This is a genomic window from Lawsonia intracellularis PHE/MN1-00, from assembly GCF_000055945.1.
Lineage (GTDB): Bacteria > Desulfobacterota > Desulfovibrionia > Desulfovibrionales > Desulfovibrionaceae > Bilophila > Bilophila intracellularis.
Genome location: NC_008011.1, coordinates 1,272,404 through 1,297,476 on the forward strand (window position 1 = coordinate 1,272,404; position 25,073 = coordinate 1,297,476).

21 protein-coding genes are annotated in these 25,073 nt (G+C 31.6%); 4 read left to right on the plus strand and 17 right to left on the minus strand.

Going from position 1 to position 25,073, the window contains the following annotated elements:
• Nucleotides 1-77: 77 nt before the first annotated feature.
• From LI_RS05650 to LI_RS05725, 16 genes are all read right to left on the minus strand, one after another.
• Nucleotides 78-1,487: a hypothetical protein gene (locus tag LI_RS05650; protein WP_011527116.1), complete on the minus strand. Its 1,410-nt coding sequence runs from the start codon at nt 1,485-1,487 to the stop codon at nt 78-80.
• A 359-nt stretch (nt 1,488-1,846) separates the two neighbouring features.
• Nucleotides 1,847-3,238: a hypothetical protein gene (locus LI_RS05655; RefSeq protein ID WP_011527117.1), complete on the minus strand. Its 1,392-nt coding sequence runs from the start codon at nt 3,236-3,238 to the stop codon at nt 1,847-1,849.
• Between the two features lie 644 nt (nt 3,239-3,882).
• Nucleotides 3,883-4,875: a hypothetical protein gene (locus LI_RS05660; protein ID WP_015353811.1), complete on the minus strand. Its 993-nt coding sequence runs from the start codon at nt 4,873-4,875 to the stop codon at nt 3,883-3,885.
• A 168-nt stretch (nt 4,876-5,043) separates the two neighbouring features.
• Nucleotides 5,044-6,000, minus strand: a complete 957-nt coding sequence (locus LI_RS05665; protein ID WP_011527119.1) for a hypothetical protein — start codon at nt 5,998-6,000, stop codon at nt 5,044-5,046.
• 164 nt (nt 6,001-6,164) lie between these two features.
• Nucleotides 6,165-7,157: a PH domain-containing protein gene (locus LI_RS07635; RefSeq protein ID WP_015353812.1), complete on the minus strand. Its 993-nt coding sequence runs from the start codon at nt 7,155-7,157 to the stop codon at nt 6,165-6,167.
• Nucleotides 7,158-7,471: 314 nt separating this feature from the next.
• Nucleotides 7,472-8,158, minus strand: a complete 687-nt coding sequence (locus tag LI_RS05675) for a hypothetical protein (RefSeq protein WP_011527121.1) — start codon at nt 8,156-8,158, stop codon at nt 7,472-7,474.
• Nucleotides 8,159-8,657: 499 nt separating this feature from the next.
• Entirely contained in the window at nt 8,658-9,803 is a 1,146-nt protein-coding gene (locus tag LI_RS05680) for a hypothetical protein (protein ID WP_011527122.1), read from the minus strand.
• A 240-nt stretch (nt 9,804-10,043) separates the two neighbouring features.
• Nucleotides 10,044-11,063 carry a hypothetical protein gene (locus LI_RS05685; protein ID WP_011527123.1) on the minus strand — a complete coding sequence of 340 codons (1,020 nt, stop codon included), beginning with the start codon at nt 11,061-11,063 and terminating at the stop codon, nt 10,044-10,046.
• A gap of 161 nt (nt 11,064-11,224) precedes the next feature.
• The gene (locus LI_RS05690; protein ID WP_011527124.1) at nt 11,225-12,151 is read right to left on the minus strand and encodes a hypothetical protein; all 927 of its coding nucleotides are present in this window, start codon (nt 12,149-12,151) and stop codon (nt 11,225-11,227) included.
• A 445-nt stretch (nt 12,152-12,596) separates the two neighbouring features.
• Nucleotides 12,597-13,601, minus strand: a complete 1,005-nt coding sequence (locus LI_RS05695; protein ID WP_011527125.1) for a hypothetical protein — start codon at nt 13,599-13,601, stop codon at nt 12,597-12,599.
• Nucleotides 13,602-13,964: 363 nt separating this feature from the next.
• Complete coding sequence (locus LI_RS05700; RefSeq protein ID WP_011527126.1) at nt 13,965-14,936, minus strand: D-2-hydroxyacid dehydrogenase; 972 nt, start codon at nt 14,934-14,936, stop codon at nt 13,965-13,967.
• 81 nt (nt 14,937-15,017) lie between these two features.
• On the minus strand, nt 15,018-15,638 hold the full coding sequence (locus LI_RS05705; protein ID WP_015353814.1) for a PqiC family protein: 621 nt from the start codon (nt 15,636-15,638) through the stop codon (nt 15,018-15,020).
• Nucleotides 15,635-16,594, minus strand: a complete 960-nt coding sequence (locus tag LI_RS05710; RefSeq protein ID WP_011527128.1) for an MlaD family protein — start codon at nt 16,592-16,594, stop codon at nt 15,635-15,637. Before LI_RS05710 ends, LI_RS05705 begins: the two co-directional genes overlap by 4 nt.
• Nucleotides 16,591-17,379, minus strand: a complete 789-nt coding sequence (locus LI_RS05715; protein WP_011527129.1) for an ABC transporter ATP-binding protein — start codon at nt 17,377-17,379, stop codon at nt 16,591-16,593. The genes LI_RS05710 and LI_RS05715 overlap by 4 nt, the downstream gene beginning before the upstream one ends.
• Before the next feature lie 7 nt (nt 17,380-17,386).
• Nucleotides 17,387-18,547 (minus strand): MlaE family ABC transporter permease, encoded by a 1,161-nt coding sequence (locus LI_RS05720; RefSeq protein WP_011527130.1) that lies wholly within the window; start codon nt 18,545-18,547, stop codon nt 17,387-17,389.
• Nucleotides 18,548-18,699: 152 nt separating this feature from the next.
• Nucleotides 18,700-19,269, minus strand: coding sequence for a nucleotide exchange factor GrpE (locus LI_RS05725; RefSeq protein ID WP_011527131.1), 570 nt, complete (start codon nt 19,267-19,269; stop codon nt 18,700-18,702).
• 331 nt (nt 19,270-19,600) lie between these two features.
• Here LI_RS05725 and LI_RS05730 point away from each other — a divergent pair, with 331 nt between their 5' ends.
• Both LI_RS05730 and LI_RS05735 read left to right on the plus strand, forming a co-directional pair.
• On the plus strand, nt 19,601-19,789 hold the full coding sequence (locus tag LI_RS05730; RefSeq protein WP_041817054.1) for a hypothetical protein: 189 nt from the start codon (nt 19,601-19,603) through the stop codon (nt 19,787-19,789).
• Nucleotides 19,790-19,984: 195 nt separating this feature from the next.
• Nucleotides 19,985-20,719, plus strand: coding sequence for a DUF4851 domain-containing protein (locus LI_RS05735; RefSeq protein ID WP_011527132.1), 735 nt, complete (start codon nt 19,985-19,987; stop codon nt 20,717-20,719).
• Nucleotides 20,720-20,811: 92 nt separating this feature from the next.
• Here the strand turns inward: LI_RS05735 and LI_RS05740 are convergent, their stop codons facing one another.
• The gene (locus LI_RS05740) at nt 20,812-21,012 is read right to left on the minus strand and encodes a Trm112 family protein (protein WP_015353815.1); all 201 of its coding nucleotides are present in this window, start codon (nt 21,010-21,012) and stop codon (nt 20,812-20,814) included.
• Between the two features lie 110 nt (nt 21,013-21,122).
• On the opposite strand from LI_RS05740, the gene LI_RS05745 reads away from it, so the two are divergent.
• Nucleotides 21,123-21,989 (plus strand): PHP domain-containing protein, encoded by an 867-nt coding sequence (locus LI_RS05745; RefSeq protein WP_011527133.1) that lies wholly within the window; start codon nt 21,123-21,125, stop codon nt 21,987-21,989.
• Nucleotides 21,990-22,248: 259 nt separating this feature from the next.
• Nucleotides 22,249-25,062 (plus strand): isoleucine--tRNA ligase, encoded by a 2,814-nt coding sequence (ileS, locus tag LI_RS05750; RefSeq protein WP_011527134.1) that lies wholly within the window; start codon nt 22,249-22,251, stop codon nt 25,060-25,062.
• The last annotated feature ends 11 nt before the right edge of the window (nt 25,063-25,073 follow it).

Genomic DNA, 25,073 nt, shown 5'->3' on the forward strand with positions numbered 1-25,073 from the left:
CGATTAGTGATATTGTCAAGTGTCTATTTATAGTATTTTATATGGTAGGGTATGTATTTTAGAGTAGAATATTAAATTTATTCTAATCCATAACCTTTTCCACCAATGAAGCTCAATATCATAATTAGTGTTTTTGAAAGAAAGTTTGATTGTGCCATTAAACGAGTTACTGCTGCTTCATTAGAGTTAGCTTGGGATAATTTTTTTGCTAGGTTTAGGCCATCCTTATCTATTTCTTTAGCAAGAACAGATAATTGTTCTCGTACGGTTGTATCTTGTAATTGAGGATGATTAAGTTTTGTTAGTAAATATACAACAGACAAAATTAGATTTTGTTTGTTAGAAGGGTATATATCCCACTCATTATTAAATACAGTGCGTGCTTGGTCACAGAGAAGTCTAGAAAGCTGAATAGCTGTACGTTTCTTTTCTTTAATATCTTCTGGTGATTGTGTTATTTTTTCTATTAATGGAGATATGTTACTATTAGAAACTATATGCATTGATTTTTCAAGAAGTATCATTGTAATGTGGCTATCTTTTGTAGCAGCATTTGTAAGGATCCCAGCTTGGATTATAGTACTATAAAACGAATCTGATAATTGTGAAAGAATTTTTTCATAAACACAAGCAGGGATTTCAGTAGGTGTTCCGTTTTTTTGATTAGCAGTTTTTTCTATATTATCTGCTGCAGTATAAAGTTTAGTTAAAATAGTTTGGCGTGGGAGAGCCATTACTTCTTGGGGTGTTGCATTAAGTGCATTTAAGACTGCTTTAAGGCCAGTTTCAATACACTTATCTATAACTTTTTCTTGAATAATAATATTTTTTGTTGAAATAATTATATGACGGTTAAGTTCTTCTATACTTTCTTTTAGCATCGAAGGTGGACCAGTTAGAACACCTTCTATTTCTGAATTAAATTTTGTTAAAAGAAATTGTACGATAGGTCCAAGGTTGACATCTGAAGTCGTTGAAATTTGAGATGTAACTTTATTTATTATATGTTCTTTTAATACAGTATCATTTAGTTTAGCACTTAAAAGTTCTTTGAACATTTTTTCTGATAACTTAGGATAATTTGTTATATCATTTCTAAGTTGTTGTAGTGCACTATCAATAAAGTTTTTAGGATTTGGGACATCTATCCCTTCAAAAAATTGGGAGGTACTCATTATAACATTTTCTTTAACCCTAGGAAACATAGGGAGTTTGTTTGGGTCTAAATGGCTATCTATTATTTGTAGATTGTGTTGTGCTATTTGTGCTTGACGTACTTGAGGAGTGTTATTATTTGGGGTATGTCTTGTTCTATACGCCCTTAATGCAAGTCTTGCTAATTCAGTCATCCCTAGGCTAATTAGGGCTAGGAATATACGACGTCCTCTATTCCTATTTGTATTTTCTCGAGGCCTGTTATGTGGAGCAATCGGCATAGGGTTAGAAATATAGATGTCACTACTGTAGTGTGAAGTAGAGTTTACCATGATTTCCTCACAGATAGATTAAACATTAAAGCATCATAATATATATATATATGATGCGTCCTTATAATTACTAACTAGAGATTAGAATGGTAAGCGTAATATATACTACATAATTACTGTTGTTTATTAATTAATATCTTTATAATTATTTTTTATAATTTCAATACAACAGATTGTAATATCAATAATGTATACTATTCTCTATAAACTAATTTTTTCTTAAAATCATTAGATATAATTTTTATATATAATTTAAATATTACTATACATTGATATAGTAGTTATATTTACTTTTTTATTAAATAAAGCAATCATAAAATGAAGTATCAGATAGTAAGCTTTACTAAAGATATGTTTCTCTAAATAGTATTTTTCTTTAAGAATAGATTTACTAAGGTTAGAGAACTAGATATATCATCAGCATTAGAAGAGGTTTCTCCTTCTTCATTATTTCTCTGCTGAATTTCTTCTAACTGTTCTTTGACTTCTTCTATAAGAAGTTGGTTTTCTTTTAAGAAGGGTCCTAATATCTTATGCTTACGGGTTAGTAATGCACATAATACACGGAGATATAGCTCTTTTTGATGTTGTGATAAGTCACTCCAATCATCTTCCCCTAGAGCTGTAATAAGGCATAATTCAAGTTCATGATAGAGAGTAGGGAGTTGTTTTCTTAGTTCTTCAGGAGTTATTAGTGGATTACATATAACTACTATTGTGCCAGATTCTTTTAATGCTTCATATGCTTTTAAACCAGAGGTTATTATTTTAAAACATTTTTGTTTATCTTTTACTAGCTTACTTAAATGCATACCAACATCTTTAATACACTGAAAGTAAGAATCTGCAGAGCTAGAAAGTCTTTCTTTATACTTTTCTTCAGGAACAGCTTTAATAGGGCCCTTATTGTTTTTTTGTGCTTCTTGTTCAGTTTCTTCTGCTTCCTTTTTTAACACATTCCCTACAGTCTCACGTAAGGTTGGATTAGTTTGATAACTATTAAGATTAAATGCCCAAGCAAGACCTTTAGCAACTGTGTCTATTACTGTAGCTATTATACTGTCTTCTTTTTCTATATTTAAGCATGTGGTATATACATAATCTGCTAGCTCATTGCATCTTTCTTTTAATAGCGTTGGCGGAACTTCTCCTAAGGCAGTGATAAGTTTTTGCCGACGTTTTATGGCACGTTCTAATATTGACTGTTCAACTTGTCGTCCATCTTTATCATAAGCTTCTTTTACTTTAGCCTCAATACATCTTTGGAGAGCAGTAAGTTTTAAAGAATCACATAATAATTTACAATAATGTTCAGAATCAAGACGATCTTCTAGTTTTATTATCTCCTTTTTTAAATATAGTAATGTTTCGTCCAGAGTAGACTGTGGATCTTCTATTTCTATCCCTGACTCTTTTAATTCTTGAGTAGTTTTGTTTAAAACTTTGATTGCAGTTCCAGGGAATTTAGAGTCTTTTGTATGATCTAGATCAGATTCTATAACTTCTTTATTAAAGTATTGAACTCTATGTTTTTCTACTTTTGCTGTAGAATTTCCATATGTGGCTTGATATGCTGTGATAGCATATCTTACTATTTCAGATACACCTAGTGTTGCAAATCCCAAAGCAACACGACAACCTATTTTGAAATAACTTGCTGTTGGAACAGTAGTAGGTTGGTCTGGTCGATTTTGAGCTCTTGATGAACCCAAAAAATCAAAAATACCCTGTATTGTTGAGCTAATAGGCATAGTGTTATCCTTATTTAAGTAGTAGTCATCATTATTTTTAATAAGTTATAATAAGATGGTATTATACTTATCTATATAATATAAATAGATACTGAAAGGGAAAGGGTATAAAAATATAAAGTAAGATTGAATAAAGATAGAAATAGTACTAGTTAAGAATGATAATATAATGTAAAGTTACTATATAACTATATCATAATAATTAATAGTTGATTGTCAATTGAAGTATTTTTCACATTTATTTAACATAGTAATATATTATAATTTATTATATATAATAGGTTAAGTATATAGATTTTTGTAATTTTACTTGTAGTATATTAGTTAGTTAAGTTATATAATAGTAATTGTATAATTAGTTTTTACTAAAAAAGTATGATTTGCCAACTTTTTAGGCAGAGCTGAGTATATTTATGGCAATTAATTTATGGGCTGCTAATATACCTATATATAAAAAGTAATAAAATATAAATGGTTATGTTAAATTATAATATATAAGCCTACTATAATTTTTATTACAATAACATATTATGCATATAATGAGCCAAGTAGTTTGGTAACCAAGGAATATTGTATGTTCTATAGGTTAAGAATAGATAGGTGTAACTGATAGGATAAAGCTATAGATAAGTATTTTGTGTCTTTTAAGTATGTTGTGTTTCTAAAGTATCAAAAAATGGTTCTGCTGTTTGAGTAAAGATATATCTATAAGCACCAATTGGTATTACAGGCATTTCTCCACCATTTCTTGAAGTCTCTCTTGCTTCATATTGTTCAGCTTTTTCATCAATGGCTAGTAGTAATTTTCGTAGCTCGGTATCTTGCATCGCCTCCTGACTGTTAATGTCAATACCTTTTACTTCAAGGTAGAGTTGTTTAATCTCACGTTTGGCTTTCCCGTAGTTTTGTAAAGATTCTGCTAAGTTAGCCACTTTTATAACAATACTTGTTAGTTCCTGTGATAGACGTTCATTCGAATAGTAACATAATCCTTCTATAGTTTTTGCTTTCCTTTGTAATAGAACTGCAAGTGAACCTTGGTCATACTTTACTCCTCTGGTGTCAAGCTCTGTTTGTAATTCTTTTATTACTTGTTCCTTAATAAGAATATTTTTTATTTCTTTGCTAATAATTGTAGAAAGTTCTTCTTCTGTTAGTTTATGTTGTTTATTAGGAGTAAGCCAAAGCTGTTGATATGCACGTTTTATAATAGGTTGAGCATCAGGATTTTTTCTAATACTGCTTTGCTCAAGTTCTTTTTCAACTTTTTTAATGGCATTTTTTAAGACATCAGAGGTGGAAGTATTTGGAGTATCTTCAAATACAGTTTTTAATAATCTTGCATTATACCGTTCTGTTTTGTTTTTAAATAGACTAGGATCAAATTCGGTACTTAAACGAGGTTCTTGACTTATAATTCTTTTGGCTTGGTAGGACTGTACTGCTCTAACAACTTCAGTTATTCCAAATGATAGAAATGCTAAAGCAATACGTGGAATTCCTTTTGTACGTAAAACATATTTAGATTGAGATGATTTTTGCTGTTCGATTTTAGCTTCTTCAGTAGACTGTGATTCTGTTAATGATTGAGTCGTTAGGATATTTATACTTCCTATTGGTATAGGGTTAATTTCCATAGTATTTTTACCTTTCTTATTTTTTATAGAACAGTCTACTTATAGGGTATAACTCATAACTATCTTCCAATTTATTAGCCTTTATCTTTTATATTTAGTTAGTTCTTTTTGAGAGCTAGCTACTATTCTTTGTTATAGATCCAGTTTTTAGGTAGAAGTAAATAAAAATTAAAGAATTGTAGCATTAATACCTATATTATTTAAATATGGTGCTGCAACTCCTTGAAAGATTTCTCTATAGTCTTGTAGGCTTATTTCTGGTAATTGGCCACCATTCTTTGTTGTGTATGTCTCTTCAAGTTCAAGTGCAGCCTGGTCAAGCTTTAGCTTTAGCTCTTTAAGTTCAGGAAGCTGACTTGCTTCTTGTTTAGTCATATCTTTATTAACCATTATTGCTTCAATGTATGTGTTTTGTATTTCATTTTTTGCTTGAGTATAATTTCGTTGTGTTACAGCATTATCACTCATAGAGGTGACAAGATTTTCTATAGTTTTTTGTAAATTTTCGTTTGGAGTACGAGCTAATGCACCCATCTCATATTGTTTTGTCATGAGTAGTGTAGCCATTGCACCTTCATCATTTGGTACTCCTCTTGTTCCTAGTTCATTTTTTAGATTTTGTACTACAACGTCTTTTAGTAAAATATTTTTCATTTCTGTAGTAAGCAGTGAAGTCATTATATCATCAGTAAGTTTAGTTTCTAGTTTTGTTATACTCATAGAAAGGTTGTTCAAAGCAGTAGATGTAATAGATCCAACTTCTTTATGAGAGATACCAGCAAGATCCTTAATTGTTTGCTTAGTAGCATTATCTATAGCATTAGGAAAGGGTTGTGGTTGATTTGGATCAAGCATCTGACTTATTAAATCTCTATTTTGAAGCCGTATTTCATTTTGTTGTACACTTGTTGACTGTGTAGTTGTTAGAATTGCTGTTTTATATTCTTGAAGTGTACTTGACACAAAGTTAACAGCAGAATTAAGAGCAGCCATAATACGAGGAATAGCCCCTTTACCTACTCGAGGTTGTCCATCTTGTGTGTTAGCCTTCTGCTTGTTTTCAGTAGCTTGTACATTTTCAAGATTCTGAGAAGAATCTGAAACATTTCTAAGTTGTACTTGCATTTTTTTCCCTTTAAGAATAAAAAAAGCAACAGGTTACAATTAGCTACTTAATCTTATATTATGTCTTCAGATTGATAACTATCTATTCTATAACTATATGCATAGTACTTGAAATGCATATGGTATGTAGTGATAATCAACTATCATTTATTTTGATACAACTACTAACGTACCCCTAGCTCTATTAAAAATTGTTGTGTTGTTCTATGTAGTGCTTCTTCATAAGAAGATTGAGATATAAGAGGCATAAGTCCTCCATTGCGGGCTGTTAGTTGACGTTCGTGCGTACCTGCTGATTCATCAAGTAGTAATTTTAGCTTCTTATATTCTGGGTTCCCTGTAACTTGTGCATTTGTTAGTTGGAATCTATCCATAACAGCTTGTACATAAGCACTAAGAGCACTTTTCCTAGCTTCAGAAGAATTATGTAAATTTTCTCCTCTAGTAACCATTTCACTGACAATTTTTTCTAGTTCTCTATTAATTTGATCTGGTGGATAATTAGTTAGTCCTCTTATGTCCTTACTACGTTCAGACAAAAGTCCTGCTCTATCGGCACCATATCCCCATGGTCCACGTTTGCCTAGAGCATGTCTTAATTGTTTATTAGCTTCTTCTAATATCATTTCTTGTTTTAATTCTTTTGAAAGTAAATGACTAAGGCTTTTGTCTGTGATTGGTTCATCAAAAGCACTAGGTTTACTTTGGAGACTTAATATAGAGCGTCCAAGAAGATGTCGTGGGTCTGTACTAGCTATACCTTGAAGATCAGTTTTTGCTTTTTCCATAGCACTTTCAACGGCTTCTTGATGTGGGAATTGGAATTGTCCTGTTGCAACATTATCATGGAGTTGTTGAAGAAGCTGACGATTTTCACGTTGAATTTGTTGATTAGCAAGTGCTCTAGGTGCAGCACCAGCACTTTCACGTGTGTTGTAGCCATGGAGAGCTCTTGCTAATTCGCTTAAACCTAGCGTACCTAATCCCCATCCTACACGAGCCAACCCTGTGGCAGTAAGAATTCTTTGTCCTAATGATCTAGGTGGTTCAGCTTGATGTTGATGATCTATTTGTGCAAGTACTTTGGTACGTTGCTCTCTATCATCAACAGGGGTTTGATTTGTAGGACCAGTGAAACGTACAGGAAGCATTGGCATAAGCATATCCCCTTATATTTTTAGGTTATATGTGCACAACGTTATATAGAGCTCATTCAAATATTATTCTATAAAAATATTTAATCCTTTCTTTATCAATAGATTAAGAACTATTGTTATACTCAATTATATCTTTCTATTTTTTTGATACCTATATTTAGGTTGTTGTTGTTGTTGAATCTATTCTCTTGTATAATATTACGTTATTTACATAAAACCTATAGCAATCCTATAGTATATGTTAGCTACCTATTAAATCATAAATATCTAAAGCGTGTTGAGGGAAATATGTAATAGTATAGTATTAATAAAGATTAATTATTATAATTAATTATATGATTATATTTAGTTTCAATATATTTAATTAATTTGTAAACTAACTGTTTTATTTCTTTTGACATAGTATAGTCAGGGTTGAGAGCTAATGAAACAATTTTTGTATGTTCTGTATGAAGCAAGTAAGATTTATCTATTTCGTCTATATAGATATTTTTATTTTTTAACTCATTATGCAAGTCAGATAAAATTTTTTCTTTAATGATAATTAGTTTTAGTTCTTGAATAAGTTTTTTTATAATATTTTCTTTTGTAAGGTTAGTTTTTGTTTGAGGTATTTCTAGACCATATTTAGCAAGAGGTAAGGGAGCAGTATTTGTAGTAGCAGTAAAACTATTTTGTATATTCTCCATTGTTCTTTTTATGTTATTAGGGAGTAGTGTTTTTTCTTCAGAGAGAGGTTGTAATATATGATAGCCGTAGTCAGAATATTCATCTTTTTCCATAGAAAAAAAAGATGATTTTGATTTACTATTAAATATACTACAAGTAACTTTAATAAGTTCATATATACCTAATGTTATTAAGCTTAAGCAAATACGATGTAAGTATTTTGAAGAGTTAGAGGGTGTAGTTAAAGTCTGTTGTCGAGTAGTAATAAATGGAGGCTTATCTATATCACTAATAATAGGACTGCCGATAAAAACAGTTGGGAGTGTTAACATATAAATATATTCCTTATTTATAGTTACTTTTGTGCTATATTTATGTATTACTACGTAAAAATTTTATATATAAACTATAACATAACTATATTTTGTCAACAAATATATATTATTATAATATAGTTAATAATATTTATATAAAAATAAAATATTAAATTTAATAAAAATTATGTAATATATTATATATTATATTTGTAATAATTCATAACATATATAATTATATAATAGTTAATATGTATATTAAATTCATAACATAGAAATAATAAAACAAAAAACAGTTGCATTGATATAATATATCAGATCAACTGTTTTCTGTTCTTTTAAGAAGCTTTTTAGCTTCATAGTTAAAGAGAAAATAATAATTTTCTAATAGATATTGAATAATTACTTATTGATATTTATGGGTTATTTACTAATGTCTTTATAAGATTACGTTTTTTAAGCTAGTAAAAATGTAACAATCAATTTTGACGCTATTTTTTATTTTACTTTAATTTGTTTATGTTACTTGTTGTTCTAATTCTGAAAGGAGTTTTTTTACTAACTCTTCATATCTTGATTGTATGGAATCAGTCCTTCTTGAAGTAGCTCCTACAAGAGTAGCAGCTCTCTCTGCATCAATTTTTTCTCGAGCTTTTTTTTCTGACTGTTTGAGATACTCAATACGTTCTTGACGAGTTTTTGGTCTGTATTGTTGTTGAGCTGAAGAGATTTGGGTATGATTCTGATTTTCAAAATCTTGTATTTGCTCTTTGCATAGTTCTTCTGCTAGCTTTTCAAAGAGGATAGCTGGTATAACAGGTACATTATTTTCTGTGTGTTTTGTTTTAATAGTAGATTCTAATACTATTGTAGCTAATTTATAATTTTCACATAATTTTTTGTAGTTACAATGGGTTGATACAAGAAATGAACGTATTCCTGTTTTATTAGCAATCAAATTTTTGAGCTTAATAGAAGCATTTTGTATTGCTTTGTCCGAATTATGTTTATTTTCTATTGTATTAGCTAGTTTTGATACAGCTTGCTCTACTTTTAATTTAGTTTCATTTTCTGATATACAGCCAGATATGTCTAATTCAGGCTTTTCTCCTGTTAATATCAAGAGGGATGTACTTGATACTGGTATGCCTCTGTTGTCACATTCTATCTTTACCTCCTCTATAAGTACTTTTTGGAGAAGGAGTTCTTTTAATTTTTGTATAAATATTGTTGTAAAAACTTCTTCATCTAAGCATGTTGGTAATTGAAGCACTTCAGGCTTCAATGCTTTCAAAGCTTTTTCTAAAATATCTTCAGGTGAATCTTCAGAATAAGAACCAAGTTCTTCTTCAACTTTTTGTACAGCATTTTCAATAGCATTAGGGTAAGGAAATTCTTTATTTGGATTACACATATCTTCTAATAGCTTTTTGTTATACTGTCGTGCTTGGGTTTGGTTTACTCTAGGTTGTTGATTTTGGTTTCTTTGTGCACAATAACTTTGTATTGCAAAGACTGCCTCAGATACCCCTAAAGTTACTATTGCTAATAAGACTCGAGAAATACCTTGTGGCCATCTTCTTTGATTTTGTTGTGTAGATGACAGATTCCTATCAGTGGCTACTGTAGGGCCTTGTGTATATGGAGAATGTTCTATAATCATATATCAGTCCCTCATAAATTTTAATTAAGTTATAATGAAGTTCTATTATTAATACTAAGGACTTTATTTTTAGTACTTATATGAATATTATATAATTATGGTAATGATAGTCACTAACAAAATGTATGTACTAAGTAGGTACATGTATTATAATTTTGTACTACTATAAAATAAGTTGTTGTTAAGTATCTTGTAAAATAGTTAGTTATATATTATTAGTATAGTATGAATTTATTTTTATTAAATACTAGTACTCACTATACTACTATTACTATTATTATGGCTAGATGAGTTATACGTTTGTAGTTGACGTTGAAGCATAGTGATTTCTGAAGACAATAATTTTTGGTAGTCCTCAACAGACTTTCGTGGAGTGTTATTTCTATGCTCTCTTCTTATTTTGTGGTCATCCATATCTAATGTAATTCTACAGTTATTAGCAGTATCTTTATATAGTTTAGATTGTCTTACATCTTCTTCAGTATACTGACCTGAGGTGATAAGAAGAGTACAGATTTTTTCTTTTATTCTATTTAAAACATAAGTTGAATTTAACATGTTTTGTAATTGATTCCCAAGATTTTCAGTGACTTGAACAACTGAATCTCCTAGTTTCATTTTTTCTGATCTTTTATTTGGAGAAGGAAGAGCAGCTAGTTTATATAGAGTTTGTTTTCCTCTTGATTCTATAATATATTTTATAAGCTGTTCATCTACTGATTCTAAGCATCCAGTCACTGGATTTATAGAGCTTAGTTTAGATTGTATTAAAGATGAAACTATCTCTTCAAGACAGTGATACTTTATCTCTTGACTAAGATACATAACCATTAACTCATAGGTTAACTTTTCTTTCATTTGAGGAGTATTCATTTTGAGTGTTTTTAGACTATGTGATAAGTGTTTTTGAACATCAGGTTTAAATCCATATTTTCGTAAATCACTACAAGCCAAAGCCAAAGCCTCATGCATAGCTCCAGGAAATGTAGACTCTTGATATGGATTAGTCATGGAGTCAACAACATTATAGTTATAGAGCCGTATTATATTCCTCTGAACATCTGGGGATGATAACTGCTTGGCTGTACGAAAGTTTTGTACAGCAGTTACAAGTTCAGAAATACCTAGTGTGGCTATTCCTAATAGAATTCGAGGGATACCACATGGCCGATTAGTTGTATTTTTTTGTGTGGGGATACGTGAACTTCTTTCTATTCCACTGACTATAGGACCACCAAATATAGTAGGAAAGGCAGGCATGATAGATTCCTTTTAAAGAAGCATGGACGACGGAAAACCATACCTAATTTTAGATGGTAAAAACAGAAAAGATTGCCTATAATGCATATAATTTATAGCAAGTTAGTGTTGATAATAGGATAACCTCTAGTTGGACAATTAAGTTTAGTTTTGTTTATGAGCTACATCAAAGATGATAAAAATGATTGATTGAATTTAAGAAAGGCGTCTTGATACATATCAACAGTCACTACAGGATATTCACCAGGATGTTCTGCTTGTTTAGCATCTTGGAGCTCTGTACAACACTTTACTAGTTTAGTTGAAAGTTCTTTATATTTACTATGCTCTTTGGCTTCTTGTTCAGATATACTGTATTGAGTTATAAGATCTAGTTTTAAGTCTTCTAATACTTTTTTACGAGCTTGTTTAGCATTATCATTGCTTAGTATTATTGCTGTTGACTTTAAGATAAGTTTATTCATTGCTTCTGAAATTTTTTCTTTTGGCATTGTAGAAATTTGTTTTAACGTAGATGTTTCTACTGTGCACATCTGTGATATACACTCTGTTGGAGGTTCAGAAATACCTTCTTGTTGTAATCTTTCTATTAAAGTTTTTGAGAATAAGTTTTTGACAAGATTGAATTTTATTTCTTTTGTAAGTTCTAATTCAAATGATTGACTTGTAAATGGCTCAGGAAATTCATGAAGTCTCATTTGAAGTCCACTTAGGCTTTGTTTTAATATATTTTCATCTACAGAAGTAATTATAGGTTTAAGACAGTCTTGAGCATCTAATATAGCATTTTGTATAGCTTCTGGAAAAGGTGATGTTTTAGACTCAAGTGAACTACATATTATTTTATAATTTTGGTGTCTAACACCATTAAGTGGTGTTCTCATAGCTTGAGGTGGTTGAGCTTGAGCTTTTCTTGTATAATAAGAATGAATAGCTAGTACAAGTTCAGAAATACCTAGTGTAACTATCCCTAATAGGATTCGAGGGATACCATGTGAGCGATTTTTACTTTGTTGTGTGGGAGTTTTCGAATTTTTGTCTGTTCCACTGACTATAGCACCATTAGATATAGTAGAGACGGCTGACATGATATATTCCTTTTTAGAGGATGGTTGTCAAAAAACATACCTAATTTTAGATATTAGAAAAAAGGAGTGACCTTATTTATGTAATATAAGGAATAATTAAGCTTAAGATATATGATTAGAAGTTAACTAGTGTATATAATTTGTAGCAAGATACTTATACAATATATCTAACTTTTATTTTGTCAATGTATATACATATACTTTTAATACAGAGAAGTTAGAAGGTAAATATAATGAAAGAATAATGAGTTCTTCTAAGCATTTTTTATACTTCCTTTATTTATTACTTTATAATCAAGCTGAAAATTATAAAATTATACTAATTGTTATATTAGGTTATATAGTATATTATTACTTTCATAATTAATTATAGATGCTATTAATGCTATTAATTTATTTAGCCATCTACTCATATAACTATGATATCATAGTAAGTTAAGAAGAGTTAGAATTTTGTTTCTGTAACACCAAATATTGCTAAAAATGGAGCAGTAACTTCAATAAATGCTTCTTGGTATGTACGTAAAGGTACTACAGGATATTCAGGATGTTTTGCTTTTTCAGCATCTTGGAGTTCTGTACTACACTCCATCAATCTAGTTTCAAGCATTTTATAGCCGTTATCTTTTTTAGCTTCTTGCTCAGATATATTATATCTAGATGTAATAACATGCTGATAGATAGATAATGACTCTTCGCGAGCTTGTTTAGAATTATGAGCGTTATGTATTGTTGCTGCTGACTTTAAGATAAGCTTATTCATTGCCTCTGGTATTTCTTCTTTCGGCATATTAGAAATGTTGGTGAGTACTGGTGTTTCTATTGTTCTGAGTTGCGAAATAAATTCTGGTTGAGGTGGAACTTTTCTTTGTTGTAATTCTTGTATTAAACTGTCTGAGAATGAATTTTTGAGAATAGTAAGTTTTATTTCTTTTGTAAGCTCTAGTTCAAATGATTGACTTGTAAATGGTTCAGGAATTTCATGAAGTCTCATTTGAAGAGTAGTTAAGCTTCGTGTAAGAATGTCTTCATGTCCGGGAGTAACTATAGGTTTAAGATATTCTTGTGCACTTACCATAGCATTTTGGATAGCTTCTGGAAAAGGGGAGTCTTGTTTAGGGTCTATTGTGCTATGTATTACTCCATAATTGTGGCGTCTAGCAGCTTCATTTAGTGGAGTTCCTTCACGAGCACGTAATCTAGGGCTTTCTTTCTCTGCAACTTGAGCTCCTTGATGTTCAGAGCTTTTTGTACAATAAGAGCTAATAGCTCTTACAGCTTCAGAAATACCTAATGTTAATGCAGCAAGAATAATACGTCTAGTACCACTTGAATTCATTTTTGTTTGTCCAAATTGACTTGAGCTATCAGTATTAGTTTCTTTGAAATGTGTTTCTACAATGTGTTGAGTACTACTACTGTTACTAATACGTGATGTAACTCCTCGCATATAACCTCCCATGATGATTCACTTGTTAGATTATACATTATTAGCTGTTATATTATAGCTATATTATCAATATGGTATATTAATATATTAAGTTTAATTTTATTATATTTTATATAAAAATATAATAAGCTATTACATATATATATATTAATATTATTTTAACTAGTTAAAATAATATTAATCATAGTATAATATAGTAACATTATTTTTTTATTTTTAGTTAATATATATTATAATATTCATAACCTATAACTATAAAATTAGAATAATAAAAAGTATAATGACCATCTTAATAGTAGATGGTCATTATAAATAAAAAGAAAAGAAAGATATAAAATTGCAGTTAAAATTAAATAAAAATTGTTATTTGACTAAGTACTCTGTATTCACAACAGATTGTGGTTTACCATCCATCCATGCTTTAAGATTTTCAGCAAGAATTCGTACAATATTTCTCCGTGCTTCAACAGATTCCCATGCAATATGGGGAGTAAAGACAGTATTAGGAGCAGATAATAGTGGGTTATTAAGGTTAATAGGTTCGTCAACAAAAGCATCAGATCCAAGACCTCCAAGTTTCCCTGAAATAAGAGCATCTGCTACAGCTTGCTCATCAAGTAATGCGCCTCTAGCTACATTAATAATAATAGCACCGTCTTTCATAGTTTCAATACGTTTTTTATTGACAAGGTGAAAGTTGTCTTCTGTGAGTGGACAATGGAGGCTAAGAACATCAGCATTTTTGAAAACTTCATCAAGATCAGCGAAAGAAAAAGGGGTATATGAAGGTGGTTGTACAGGTCTTTCATCATAAGCAAGAACACTCATGTCAAATCCATGAGCAATGTATCCAGCTTTTTGGCCGATATTACCATAGCCTATAATACCAAAACATTTATAGGTAAGTTCTACTTGTGGATATTTCCAAGGAGCCCAGTCAGGGCTTGACCATGCACCATTTCTAATTGCTTGATCAAGAGCTGCTGTATGTCGACATAACTCAAGGAGTAATGCAAATGCATGTTGTGCAACTGCATCAACACCATAAGCTGTTACATTTATAACAGGGATACCACGTTTACCAGCAGTTTCAATATCAATTTGATTATAACCTGTTCCTAATACACCAATACATTTAAGTTTTGGTAGCTCTTCAATGTGTTCAGTTGTTAGTATATCTCTACCTACAAGTAGTATATCTGCATCTTTAGCACGTTCAACGGTTTGTTCAGGTTTTGTAAGATCATAAACAGTAAGTTTCCCTAAGGCTTCCAGAGGAGTCCAAGGGTTATCCCCAGGATTAGTTTCTTTACCACTTAAAATTGTTATTTGCATAAGGGGCCTCCATGTATGAAATAAGTTTTATATGTTTCCCTTAATGGCAATCACATAAAGTTAGTAACCTTTATAATCCAGTTATTCTTTTAGAAGTTCATAAGGTAAATGGCTACGAATTTCATCGCCAACAAATGTTCCTAGTTGTTCAAGTAGGATTCCCTCTGTTATAACCATATCTGTAATACTTGGACCTGTCATAAGTTTTTTTGTAAAACGTCCTGTGTGAGAAATTTTATGTGTGCTTGATGAAAGTGTCCAAATAGCATCTAGTATCACTTCATTATTAGGGGCGCCATCAAACTGAAAAATGTTTACAGTTAATATCCAATCTGGCTTTATCATTGAGTTTGGACCAACAGCTAATCCATTTATTGGTGCTAAAACATTAGAGATAGCTTGTTGTAATACACGATTAATACCTTCAGCTAGAGACTCACTCCATCTATGGAGTTCAGCGAATTGGACAACTGTTGCTTCTCCTTCTCGTATAAAAATTTGTGGTTGATCAAGATAGCCAGGGATAGTTATAGTGTCTATTGCAACAATTGGTCCTGTGATATCATGTTTAGAAGTAAGAAGTTGAGTTAATTTTATAGATGGTTGGAGAACATAATATGTAGGTATTGGACTTCTATATAATAGTCCACATCCAGGGAGTAATAGTAAGATTATAAGGAGGCATTGAAATAACATATTCATTTTTGATTAATACCTTTTCCTCTTATAAGGACTTCAGGATTTCTTTCCAGCATGTTTGCAAGAATACGTATAGCTTTTGCAGCTTTTGAGACTTCCTGTAACATATGATGGATGTCTAAAAGTGTAGGGCTATTATTACCAAGTAATCGTTCTGTTGTATTGTTAATTGTTTGAAAAGATTTTGTTGCTTCTTTTAAGGTAAGGGAGAGTTCTGTATTAAGCCCTTCAACCATTGTACCATATTTTTTACTTGCCTTTCGTATATCAATAAGAGATTGATTAAATTCTGCTACAGCTGCTAGCCCCTGATGTAAAAAATTGGATAGTTGTGGAATAATGTTAGGTGTCTCAGGTGTATTAAGAAGTATCTTGAGGCTATTTGTGATTTCTAAGATATTTCCTGAAATTTTGTCTAGAGGCAAACTAGTTAACTCTTTAAGAATGTTGTCTAGCTTTGAAGGTACAGTTGGGATAACAGGTGTACCTTTATAAAAAACAACATGTGTTGTGTCCATTTGTGATTCTGGTGTAATAAAATTTAGTTCAATCATTAGTTGACCTGTAAGTAAACTTTGCTGTGCTAAACTTGCTCTTAATCCTTGTTTTATTAGGTTATTAAGATACTCTGTTTCTTCTTCCTCTTCTTGAGGTAAGTTATGTTTTATAAATATTGTATGTGTATTTTCATAAAGTTCAACATATACAGGAATTGTAAAACCTATATCATTGGATATTTTGTCGACTTTAATGTCAATAACTCGACCAACAGGAACACCCATAAAGACAACAGGGGAACCAGGTGACAATCCACTTATAGATTTATCAAAAAACATGACAAATGTAGCTGTGCTATTAAAAAGTTTAACTGAGCCAAAAAAAATTATAGCTATAATAAGAAGTAAAATAGAGCCAGCAACAAATGCTCCAATAAGAGTTTTACTGACTTGATGACTCATAGTGGAGATCCTAGAGTATATTGTGTAGGTTGCTTCCCTCTTGTGAGAAATCGGATGACTTCTGGCTGATGAGTATTTTCTTTGAGTTGTTTAGGATCTCCTTGAGCAAGTATAGTGTGTGTTGCAGTGTCTAAGAAAATGCTATTAGTACCAATAGATAAAATAGTATCTAAATCATGTGTAACAATAATGACAGTCATAGTGAGGTTACTTGTAAGTTCTACAATTAACTCATCAAGCATTCCTGCACTAATAGGATCAAGACCTGCTGATGGTTCATCAAAAAAAACAATTTTTGGGTCTATAGCTAGTGCTCTTGCAAGTCCTGCACGTTTTTTCATTCCACCACTGAGTTCAGATGGATAGTAGTTTTCAAACCCAGATAGACCTACTAAAGAAAGTTTTAAAGATACTTGTTCCTGAATTTCTGCTATAGACAGTTTGGTATAACGTTCTAATGGGAGAGCAATATTTTCTGCAAGAGTCATAGATGTCCACAGGGCACCACTTTGAAAAAGAAGTCCAATATTATGAAGTTGTTCAAGTCTTTTTTCTTCTGTTAATGCCCAAAAGTCTACGTTATTATAGTATACATTACCTACTGATGGTCTATGAAGTCCTACTAAAGCCCGTAATAAAGAGCTTTTTCCACAACCACTTGGTCCCATAATAATAAAAATATCTTGTTTGTTTATTGTGAAAGTAAGATTTTTTTGAACAATATAGTCATCATATGCAATAGTAAGGTTTTTGACTGTAATGAGTGGTTCATTTGTAGTATTCATATAAGGCTCATATATTAAATATATTAAATATAATGGTTAAACAAGCTGTTGCAATGACAATACCTACAATTGAATATACTACTGCTGAAGTTGTTGCTAAACCAACTGCAGATGCATTTTTCCCACTATTTAATCCTTGATAGCAACCTGTTATAGCAATAATGATTCCAAATGCTATACCATGTATAATACCAACCCAAAGATTTTTTAATGCAAAGCCTTTTTGGGTAAAGTTTATATATTCTAATGGCTCAATACCAAGTACTCCTACTCCAACAATAAAACCTCCAAGCATTCCCATAAAATCTGAATAAACAACAAGCAAAGGTGTCATAGTTGTTAGAGCAATAAGTCGAGGCATAACTAGAAAATCTGAGGGGCGGATACCAAACGTCATGAGTGCATCAATTTCTTCATTCACATTCATTGTTCCAATAGTAGCTGCATATGACGCGCCAGTCCTTCCAGAGAGGATAACACCTGTCATAACAGCACCCATAATACGTGTCATTCCTATTGCCACTAAGCTAGATACATAAATTTCTGCACCAAACATTCGTAATTGTATGACTCCAACAAATGCAAGGATAAGTCCAACAAGAAGACTAATAAGTGAAACAATAGGTAATGCTTCAACTCCTGCTTGTTGCATACAACGCCAAATATTTGTTGAACTGCAGTCAGAATGGCCTGTAATAAGTCTTTTGGTAGAAAGGGTCATTTCTCCAAGGAAGGTTAAAATTTTTTGAATGGTACTAGGTAGAGATAGGGTGATATCTCCAATATATTCAAGGAATGAGATTTGAGTAGTTTTTTTATGTGCTTCTTTATTAGGAGGTGTTTGAAAGGCAAGCTGTATAAGATTTTTTATTCCTGCAGGAAGTTCATGATCATTAATAGTTATCTGTTGTGATTGAGCTTTATTAATAAGTGTTTTTATAAATGCAATAAGACTACTGTCCCATATGCCAAGACTATTAGTTTTGAGATATAGTTCTTTAACTACAGGATAGTTAAGTTGAGAAGCAAATCTTGTTGCATCAGGAATAGGTTGGTTAAGTTGCCAGTTACCACTAAAGCTGATTTCTAATGTCTGCCTAAATAATGTTATATTAGCAGAGGGGGGTAGGTCATCTTTACCTGGTAAATGTGTTGTATTTTGCAACATATTCACACTATTTTATTAGTTAAATATAATACAATAACCATGTTCTTATCCATATCTATATATTATAGTTAAAGTAGTTAGACTGTAATTTATTATAGTTTTAACTTTTAGTTATCTGTATTCCTCACTGTAAGAAAAAAGTTAATATTTATTTATTTATTTGTATTACTGTTATTTTTGTTTGAACTTACAGAAACTTTTGCAGGTCTAAGTAAACGTTCATATAATTGGTATCCTCTTTGGTGAAGAGTACTTACATGTCCTTCAGGGATATCTTCACGCTCCTCATGTGCAATAGCCTCATGAAGTTCTGGATTAAATGGCTCATTTATTTCACCCAATACTGTTACGCCATATTGTTTGAGTGTATCAAGGAATAGTTTTCGAGTCATAGAAACACCCATTAAGATATCTTTACATGCATCGTCATTACTTCCATATTGTATAGCAAGGTCAAGACTATCTAGGACAGGTAACATGTCTGTAAGAAGATTATCTATAGCATAACGTATTTGTTCATCATGATCTTTTTGAAGACGTTTTTTGAAATTTTCCATTTCAGCAAGCGCACGAAGACGTATTTCCTGAGCTTCCTCTTCAGTAATATAATTAGGTCCAATTTCTTTTTTATCTTCTTCTTCAACAAGCATTTCAGCCGATGTATCTTGATCAGCTTGATCTGTTATTTCATGTTTTGGTTGAAGAGGGGTATGGTCAGTCATAACTACTCCTTAAAGATTTTTCCTTAGAAACTTTATTGTTTTTATCTTGGTACAATTAATAAAAATAAAGTTTTCATGGTGAACATAGTAAAGAAGCTAGAAAGGTTCTGCAACCCTATTAAAGTCTATTACTATATTTTTTATTAATAAACCTTAATAAGTTATTAAGGTTTTTGCTCTAAACTTTTTTTTATATAGACCGATTAGTTTGTTAGTATTTTTGCAGTTATCATATATTACTAATAGTAAAATTGGAATATTTTTAAGGGATAGTTTTTTATTGATAGCTACTTTTTGGATAAAGGTAATGATATAGTTTAAGGAGGAATATGTGGAGGGAGTAAGTTTTGCTACGTATGGACTTAAAAATGCGTTAAGCATTCAGTCAAATGCTGTTAATCAATTGATGGCTGGTGCTGCTAGCGTGCAGTCTATAGCTCCAAGTGGAGATAATAATCTATTACGTATAGAAGTCATGAAACAAAATGGAATAGGTCAACATCTTAATATTATAACATAATTTTTTGATTAAAGTACAACATTTATAATATAAAATAAGCCAAACAGTAGTAAGATATGCTTGGCTTATTTTATTATTATTATTATTATAGCTATATTGTCTAAAGTTTTTCATTTAGATAGAGTGTAAGGAAGAGTAAATAAATTTTAAAGCATTATATTTTGATTAGTAAGGAATCTAAAAAGGAAAAGTAGTATGATGAACTCAAGGATCATTCAATGGGTAGTATTGTCAGTTTGTATGACACAATTATTGGCATGTGGTTCTCTTTTTAGAGGCTTTACTGGTGAAACGTTGGTATCAGATGCTCAACCTTCTTTATCTGTAACTGTAAAAATGCCTATGTTGACTGCAGGGCAAATTACACCATATTTATATACAGATTATGGTTATCAGTTTCCTGTGACATTTATCGCTGTTTATGGTGTAAATGAAAACAGCCCTATGGCTATTTCTACATTAAGCTTTACTCCCAATAACTGGCAATGGGATCCCCTATCCTTTAATATGGTAGATAGTCCAGTAACTTCTTATGAATCCTTTGATGGACATAATTTTGAAGGCTCTACACATATTATTAATGGAGCAAAGGATCCATTTACTATTCTTGTTGCCCCACAGGAACGTTTAGCTTCAATTTATTGGCTTGTACAGCGTTATGCTTATAGAGCTTTTTTTAATAAAGCAAAAATTATTCTTGAATATAGAGAACCATTACCAAGCAATTTGTCAGAAACTACAAAGCTTTCTGTAACAAATCCTGAGATACAAGCATTTCAACAGCGTGCTATTACCGCATTTATTGTATCTTTTAACTATAAAGGAGTAGAAAAACCTACGGCACCTTACTTGAAGGGTATTAATTCAAGAATGGTTGGTAACTATCTTGGAAGCATGAGTTTTATTGAACCAAGAATGATTGAACACTAGTTTTACTAACTAGTTATAAAAACAAAATAGATTATATTTGTTAATATAACTTAACTATATAAATAAGTAAAAATGGATAGAGATTACTAGTATTAATCAGATTGAGGATATTGCTTTCTCCAACTATCTTCAGTAATTGACTCATCTACAAGCATAACAGGAATGTTTTCATGAACAGGATATACAACTTTACATGTAGAACAAAGAAGGCCTTGTTCATCACTTATAGGTGTAACTGAACCATGACACTCTGGACAAGCAAGAATAGTTAGTAATTCAGGGTTTAAATTCAAAGATACCTCCAATATCTATTTTAAGATATAATAATTATATTAAAAAACAATATGTTATATAGTAAAGTCTTTCAAATTATAATTTTCTAGTTAACAAAAGAGACTATGGAATGCAACCTTACTTTGTTGATTTACATACACATACAATAGCTTCTGATGGAACAGATACACCTAGAGAGTTAGTCATAAAAGCTGCAAAGTTAAAGCTTGCTGCAATAGCTATTACAGATCATGATACTATTGCAGGTTTAGAAGAAGCTGAACAAGCAGGGAGAGAAAATCAAATTGAAGTTATTCGTGGATGTGAGCTAGGTGTTACAAGTAAATATGGAGAGATTCATTTACTTGGATTATGGTTACCTTATGATAATATCAGTCTTAAAGAAATGTTTAAAACATTACTTAAAGATCGACATGACCGGGCTAAATTAATCATAAGTAAACTTAATAAACTAGGCTATAATATAAGTTATGAAGAAATTATAGCAAATATTCCTGGTGAAGCTATAGGACGTCTACACATTGCACAACATTTAACCCAAAAAGGTTATTTTGTTGATACGAAAGAAGCATTTAAGTCCTGTCTTGGACATAATGGTTTAGCTTATATTCCAAAGACAACAATATCTTTAAAAGAAGGGGTTCGTGTATTAGTAGATGCTGGAGCAATGGTAAGTTTTGCTCATCCTATGCTACTAAGATGTCCAAAGGATTGGCTTGAAGATACTATTGTTATGCTTAAAGACTATGGTCTTTCTGCTATTGAAGCTTATCATAGTGAGCATTCACAAAAAGATGAGCGATACTGTGTTGACTTAGCAAGCCGATATCAGCTTGGAATCACAGGTGGCTCAGATTATCATGGATCAGGTAAATCTAATGTAAAGTTAGGTAGAGGCCGTGGAGGAGTTCGCATGACATTGGCTATGTTAGACGTTTTAAAAGAAAGACATTTTAGAATTAATCAAACTATATAACTTCAGAGAAAATAGGTATCAACTAGAATATATAGGTTACTTAAAAAATAATGCTATAAACTATAAATAATTTTTAGAGAGTTACCTTTTACCTTTTCTTCTTTAAATATTTTTTTAATCATCTACTATTGACATCTGGCTTAACATAGCTCACTCCTTTGAGGTATATTTTTGTTTTAGTTAGTGGGTATCCCTCATACTCTTTTTTTATTTTTTTAGTATATCTATATATCATTATTGGGTTGAGGAAGGAGTTCTTATGACTGACTATAAGGAAACATTAAATCTTCCTAATACGACTTTTCCTATGAAAGCTAACCTAGTGCAGCGTGAACCAGAGATTATTCTTTGGTGGGAAGAAAACGCTGTTTATGAAAAAATGCTTGAAGCTTCAGGTGCAAAGGGCATTTTTATACTTCATGATGGTCCACCCTATGCTAATGGACATATTCATCTTGGTACAGCACTCAATAAAATTCTTAAAGATATTGTTATTAAGTCTCGTAACATGCAAGGGTATCGCTCCTGTTATGTCCCTGGGTGGGATTGTCATGGATTACCTATTGAGCTGAAGGTAGAGCAGGAGTTGGGTAAAAAGAAACAAGAAATGCCTCTATCATTAATAAGAAATCGTTGTAGAGAATATGCTGAGAAATTTTTAGATATCCAACGCGAAGAGTTTAAAAGGCTTGGAGTATTTGGCTCATGGGATCATCCATATCAAACAATGGATCCAATATATGAGTCTGTTATTACTCTTGAACTTGCTAGGTTTGTAGAAAAAGGTAGTGTGATTAGGAGTAAAAAGCCTATTTATTGGTGTTATTCTTGTGAAACAGCTTTGGCAGAGGCTGAAGTTGAATATGCTGATCACACATCATCAGCTATTTTTGTACGTTTCCCTATACATGATAAAAGATTACACACAATATTCCCACAAGCAGATCTTACAACAACTTCTATTGTTATTTGGACTACAACGCCATGGACTCTTCCAAGTAACATGGCTATAGCACTCAATGCTGATTTTGATTATGCATTACTCCAGTATAAAAATGAATATATTATCATAGCTTCTGAACTTGTAGATATATGTTTAAAGCAGTTTAATTGGGAAGATGCAAAAGTTATTAAGGTTGTTCAAGGAAAAGATTTGGAGGGAATGAAAGCTAGACATCCATTATATGATCAAGAGTCTATGATTGTCTTAGGTGATCATGTTACTCTTGAGGCTGGAACAGGCTGTGTACATACAGCACCAGGTCATGGTCCTGAAGATTATGAAGTTGCCTTAAGATATAACTTGGATGTCTATTCTCCTTTAGACGATCAGGGAAGATATTTAGATACCGTAAAATTTTTTGCAGGGTTAAGGGTTGATCAGGCTAATCCTGTTGTTATTCAAAAACTTGAAGAATTTCATCGTATTATTCAAAAAAATACTATCCAGCATAGTTATCCACACTGTTGGCGCTGTAAGAGTCCAGTTATTTTTAGGGCTACGACACAATGGTTTATAAGTATGGAAAAAAATAATCTTCGAGAACAATCCTTAAAAGCCATTAAAAAGAATATAGAGTGGATTCCCTCTTGGGGTGAAGATCGTATTTATAATATGATTGCTTCAAGACCTGACTGGTGTATTTCTCGCCAGCGTATTTGGGGAGTCCCTATTGTAGCACTTATATGTGAAAGTTGTGGAGAAGTTTGGAATGATCCTTCATGGATGAAGAAGATAGCAGAATTTTTTGCAATACATCCTAGAGGATGTGATTATTGGTATGAAGCAAAGCTTGAAGATATTGTCCCTGTAGGACTTAAGTGCCCACATTGTGAAGGCGAACAGTGGAAGCGTGAGTCAGATATATTAGATGTATGGTTTGATTCTGGTTCAAGTTTTGCTGCAGTATTAGAAGAGCGTCCTAATTTAGGCTTTCCTGCAGATTTATATCTTGAGGGCTCAGATCAACATCGAGGTTGGTTTCATTCTTCACTACTTATTTCTATTGGTACACGTGGAGTTCCACCATATCATGCTGTACTTACACATGGATATGTCGTAGATGGTGATGGTCGAAAGATGTCTAAATCTATGGGAAATGTAACATCTCCTCAAGAAATTATTAGTAAATTTGGTGTTGAAATATTAAGATTATGGGTTTCTTCTGTTGACTATAGGGAAGATGTGAGGATTTCTAATGAAATTTTACAACGCCTTGTAGATGCCTATCGTCGTATTCGTAATACTTGTCGCTACTTACTTGGAAATATAAATGATTTAACTTTAGATGAGTTAGTCCCTGTAAAAGAAATGGAGTCGTTAGATCAATATATTTTAGATGTAGTAGCTACAGCTTATACAGAGATTCAAAAATCTTACATCTCTTATGATTTTCATACCGTATTTCATAAGTTGCATAATTTATGTACAACAGACCTGTCTGCCTTTTATTTAGATATATTGAAAGATCGTCTGTATACTTCTGGAGTAAGAAGTCATAAGCGTAAGTCTGCTCAAACAGCTCTATTTTATATTTTACATATGTTGTTAAGAAGTATGGCACCAATTTTGAGTTTTACTGCAGAAGAGGTTTATAAATATATTCCAGACACACTGAAAGATGATAATGTTATTTCTGTATTTATGTTACCATTTTTTGAAACTTCTTCATTTTTATTGGATGATAGAGTACGTAGTTACTGGGAAACACTATTATTAATTCGGGCAGAAGTTAATCAAGCTATTGAACCAATGCGTAAGAAAGGAGAAATAGGACATTCATTAGATACACATATAACACTTTATGTTGCTCCAGAGCTACATACGTTACTGTTGGAGTTGAACACAGATTTATGTAGTTTATTTATTGTTTCACAGTTAGATATTATGCCATTATCGGAGGCATCAGTTGATGCTGCAGTTAGTAAAATAGATGGTCTTGCTGTAGCCGTTAACAGAGCACAAGGTAATAAATGTCAGCGATGCTGGATGTATAAAGAACTTGGTTCTAATCACCAATATCCAACACTATGCCCACGTTGTACAGAAGTTGTAGAAAATATGAAAATATAAAAAATTGGAAA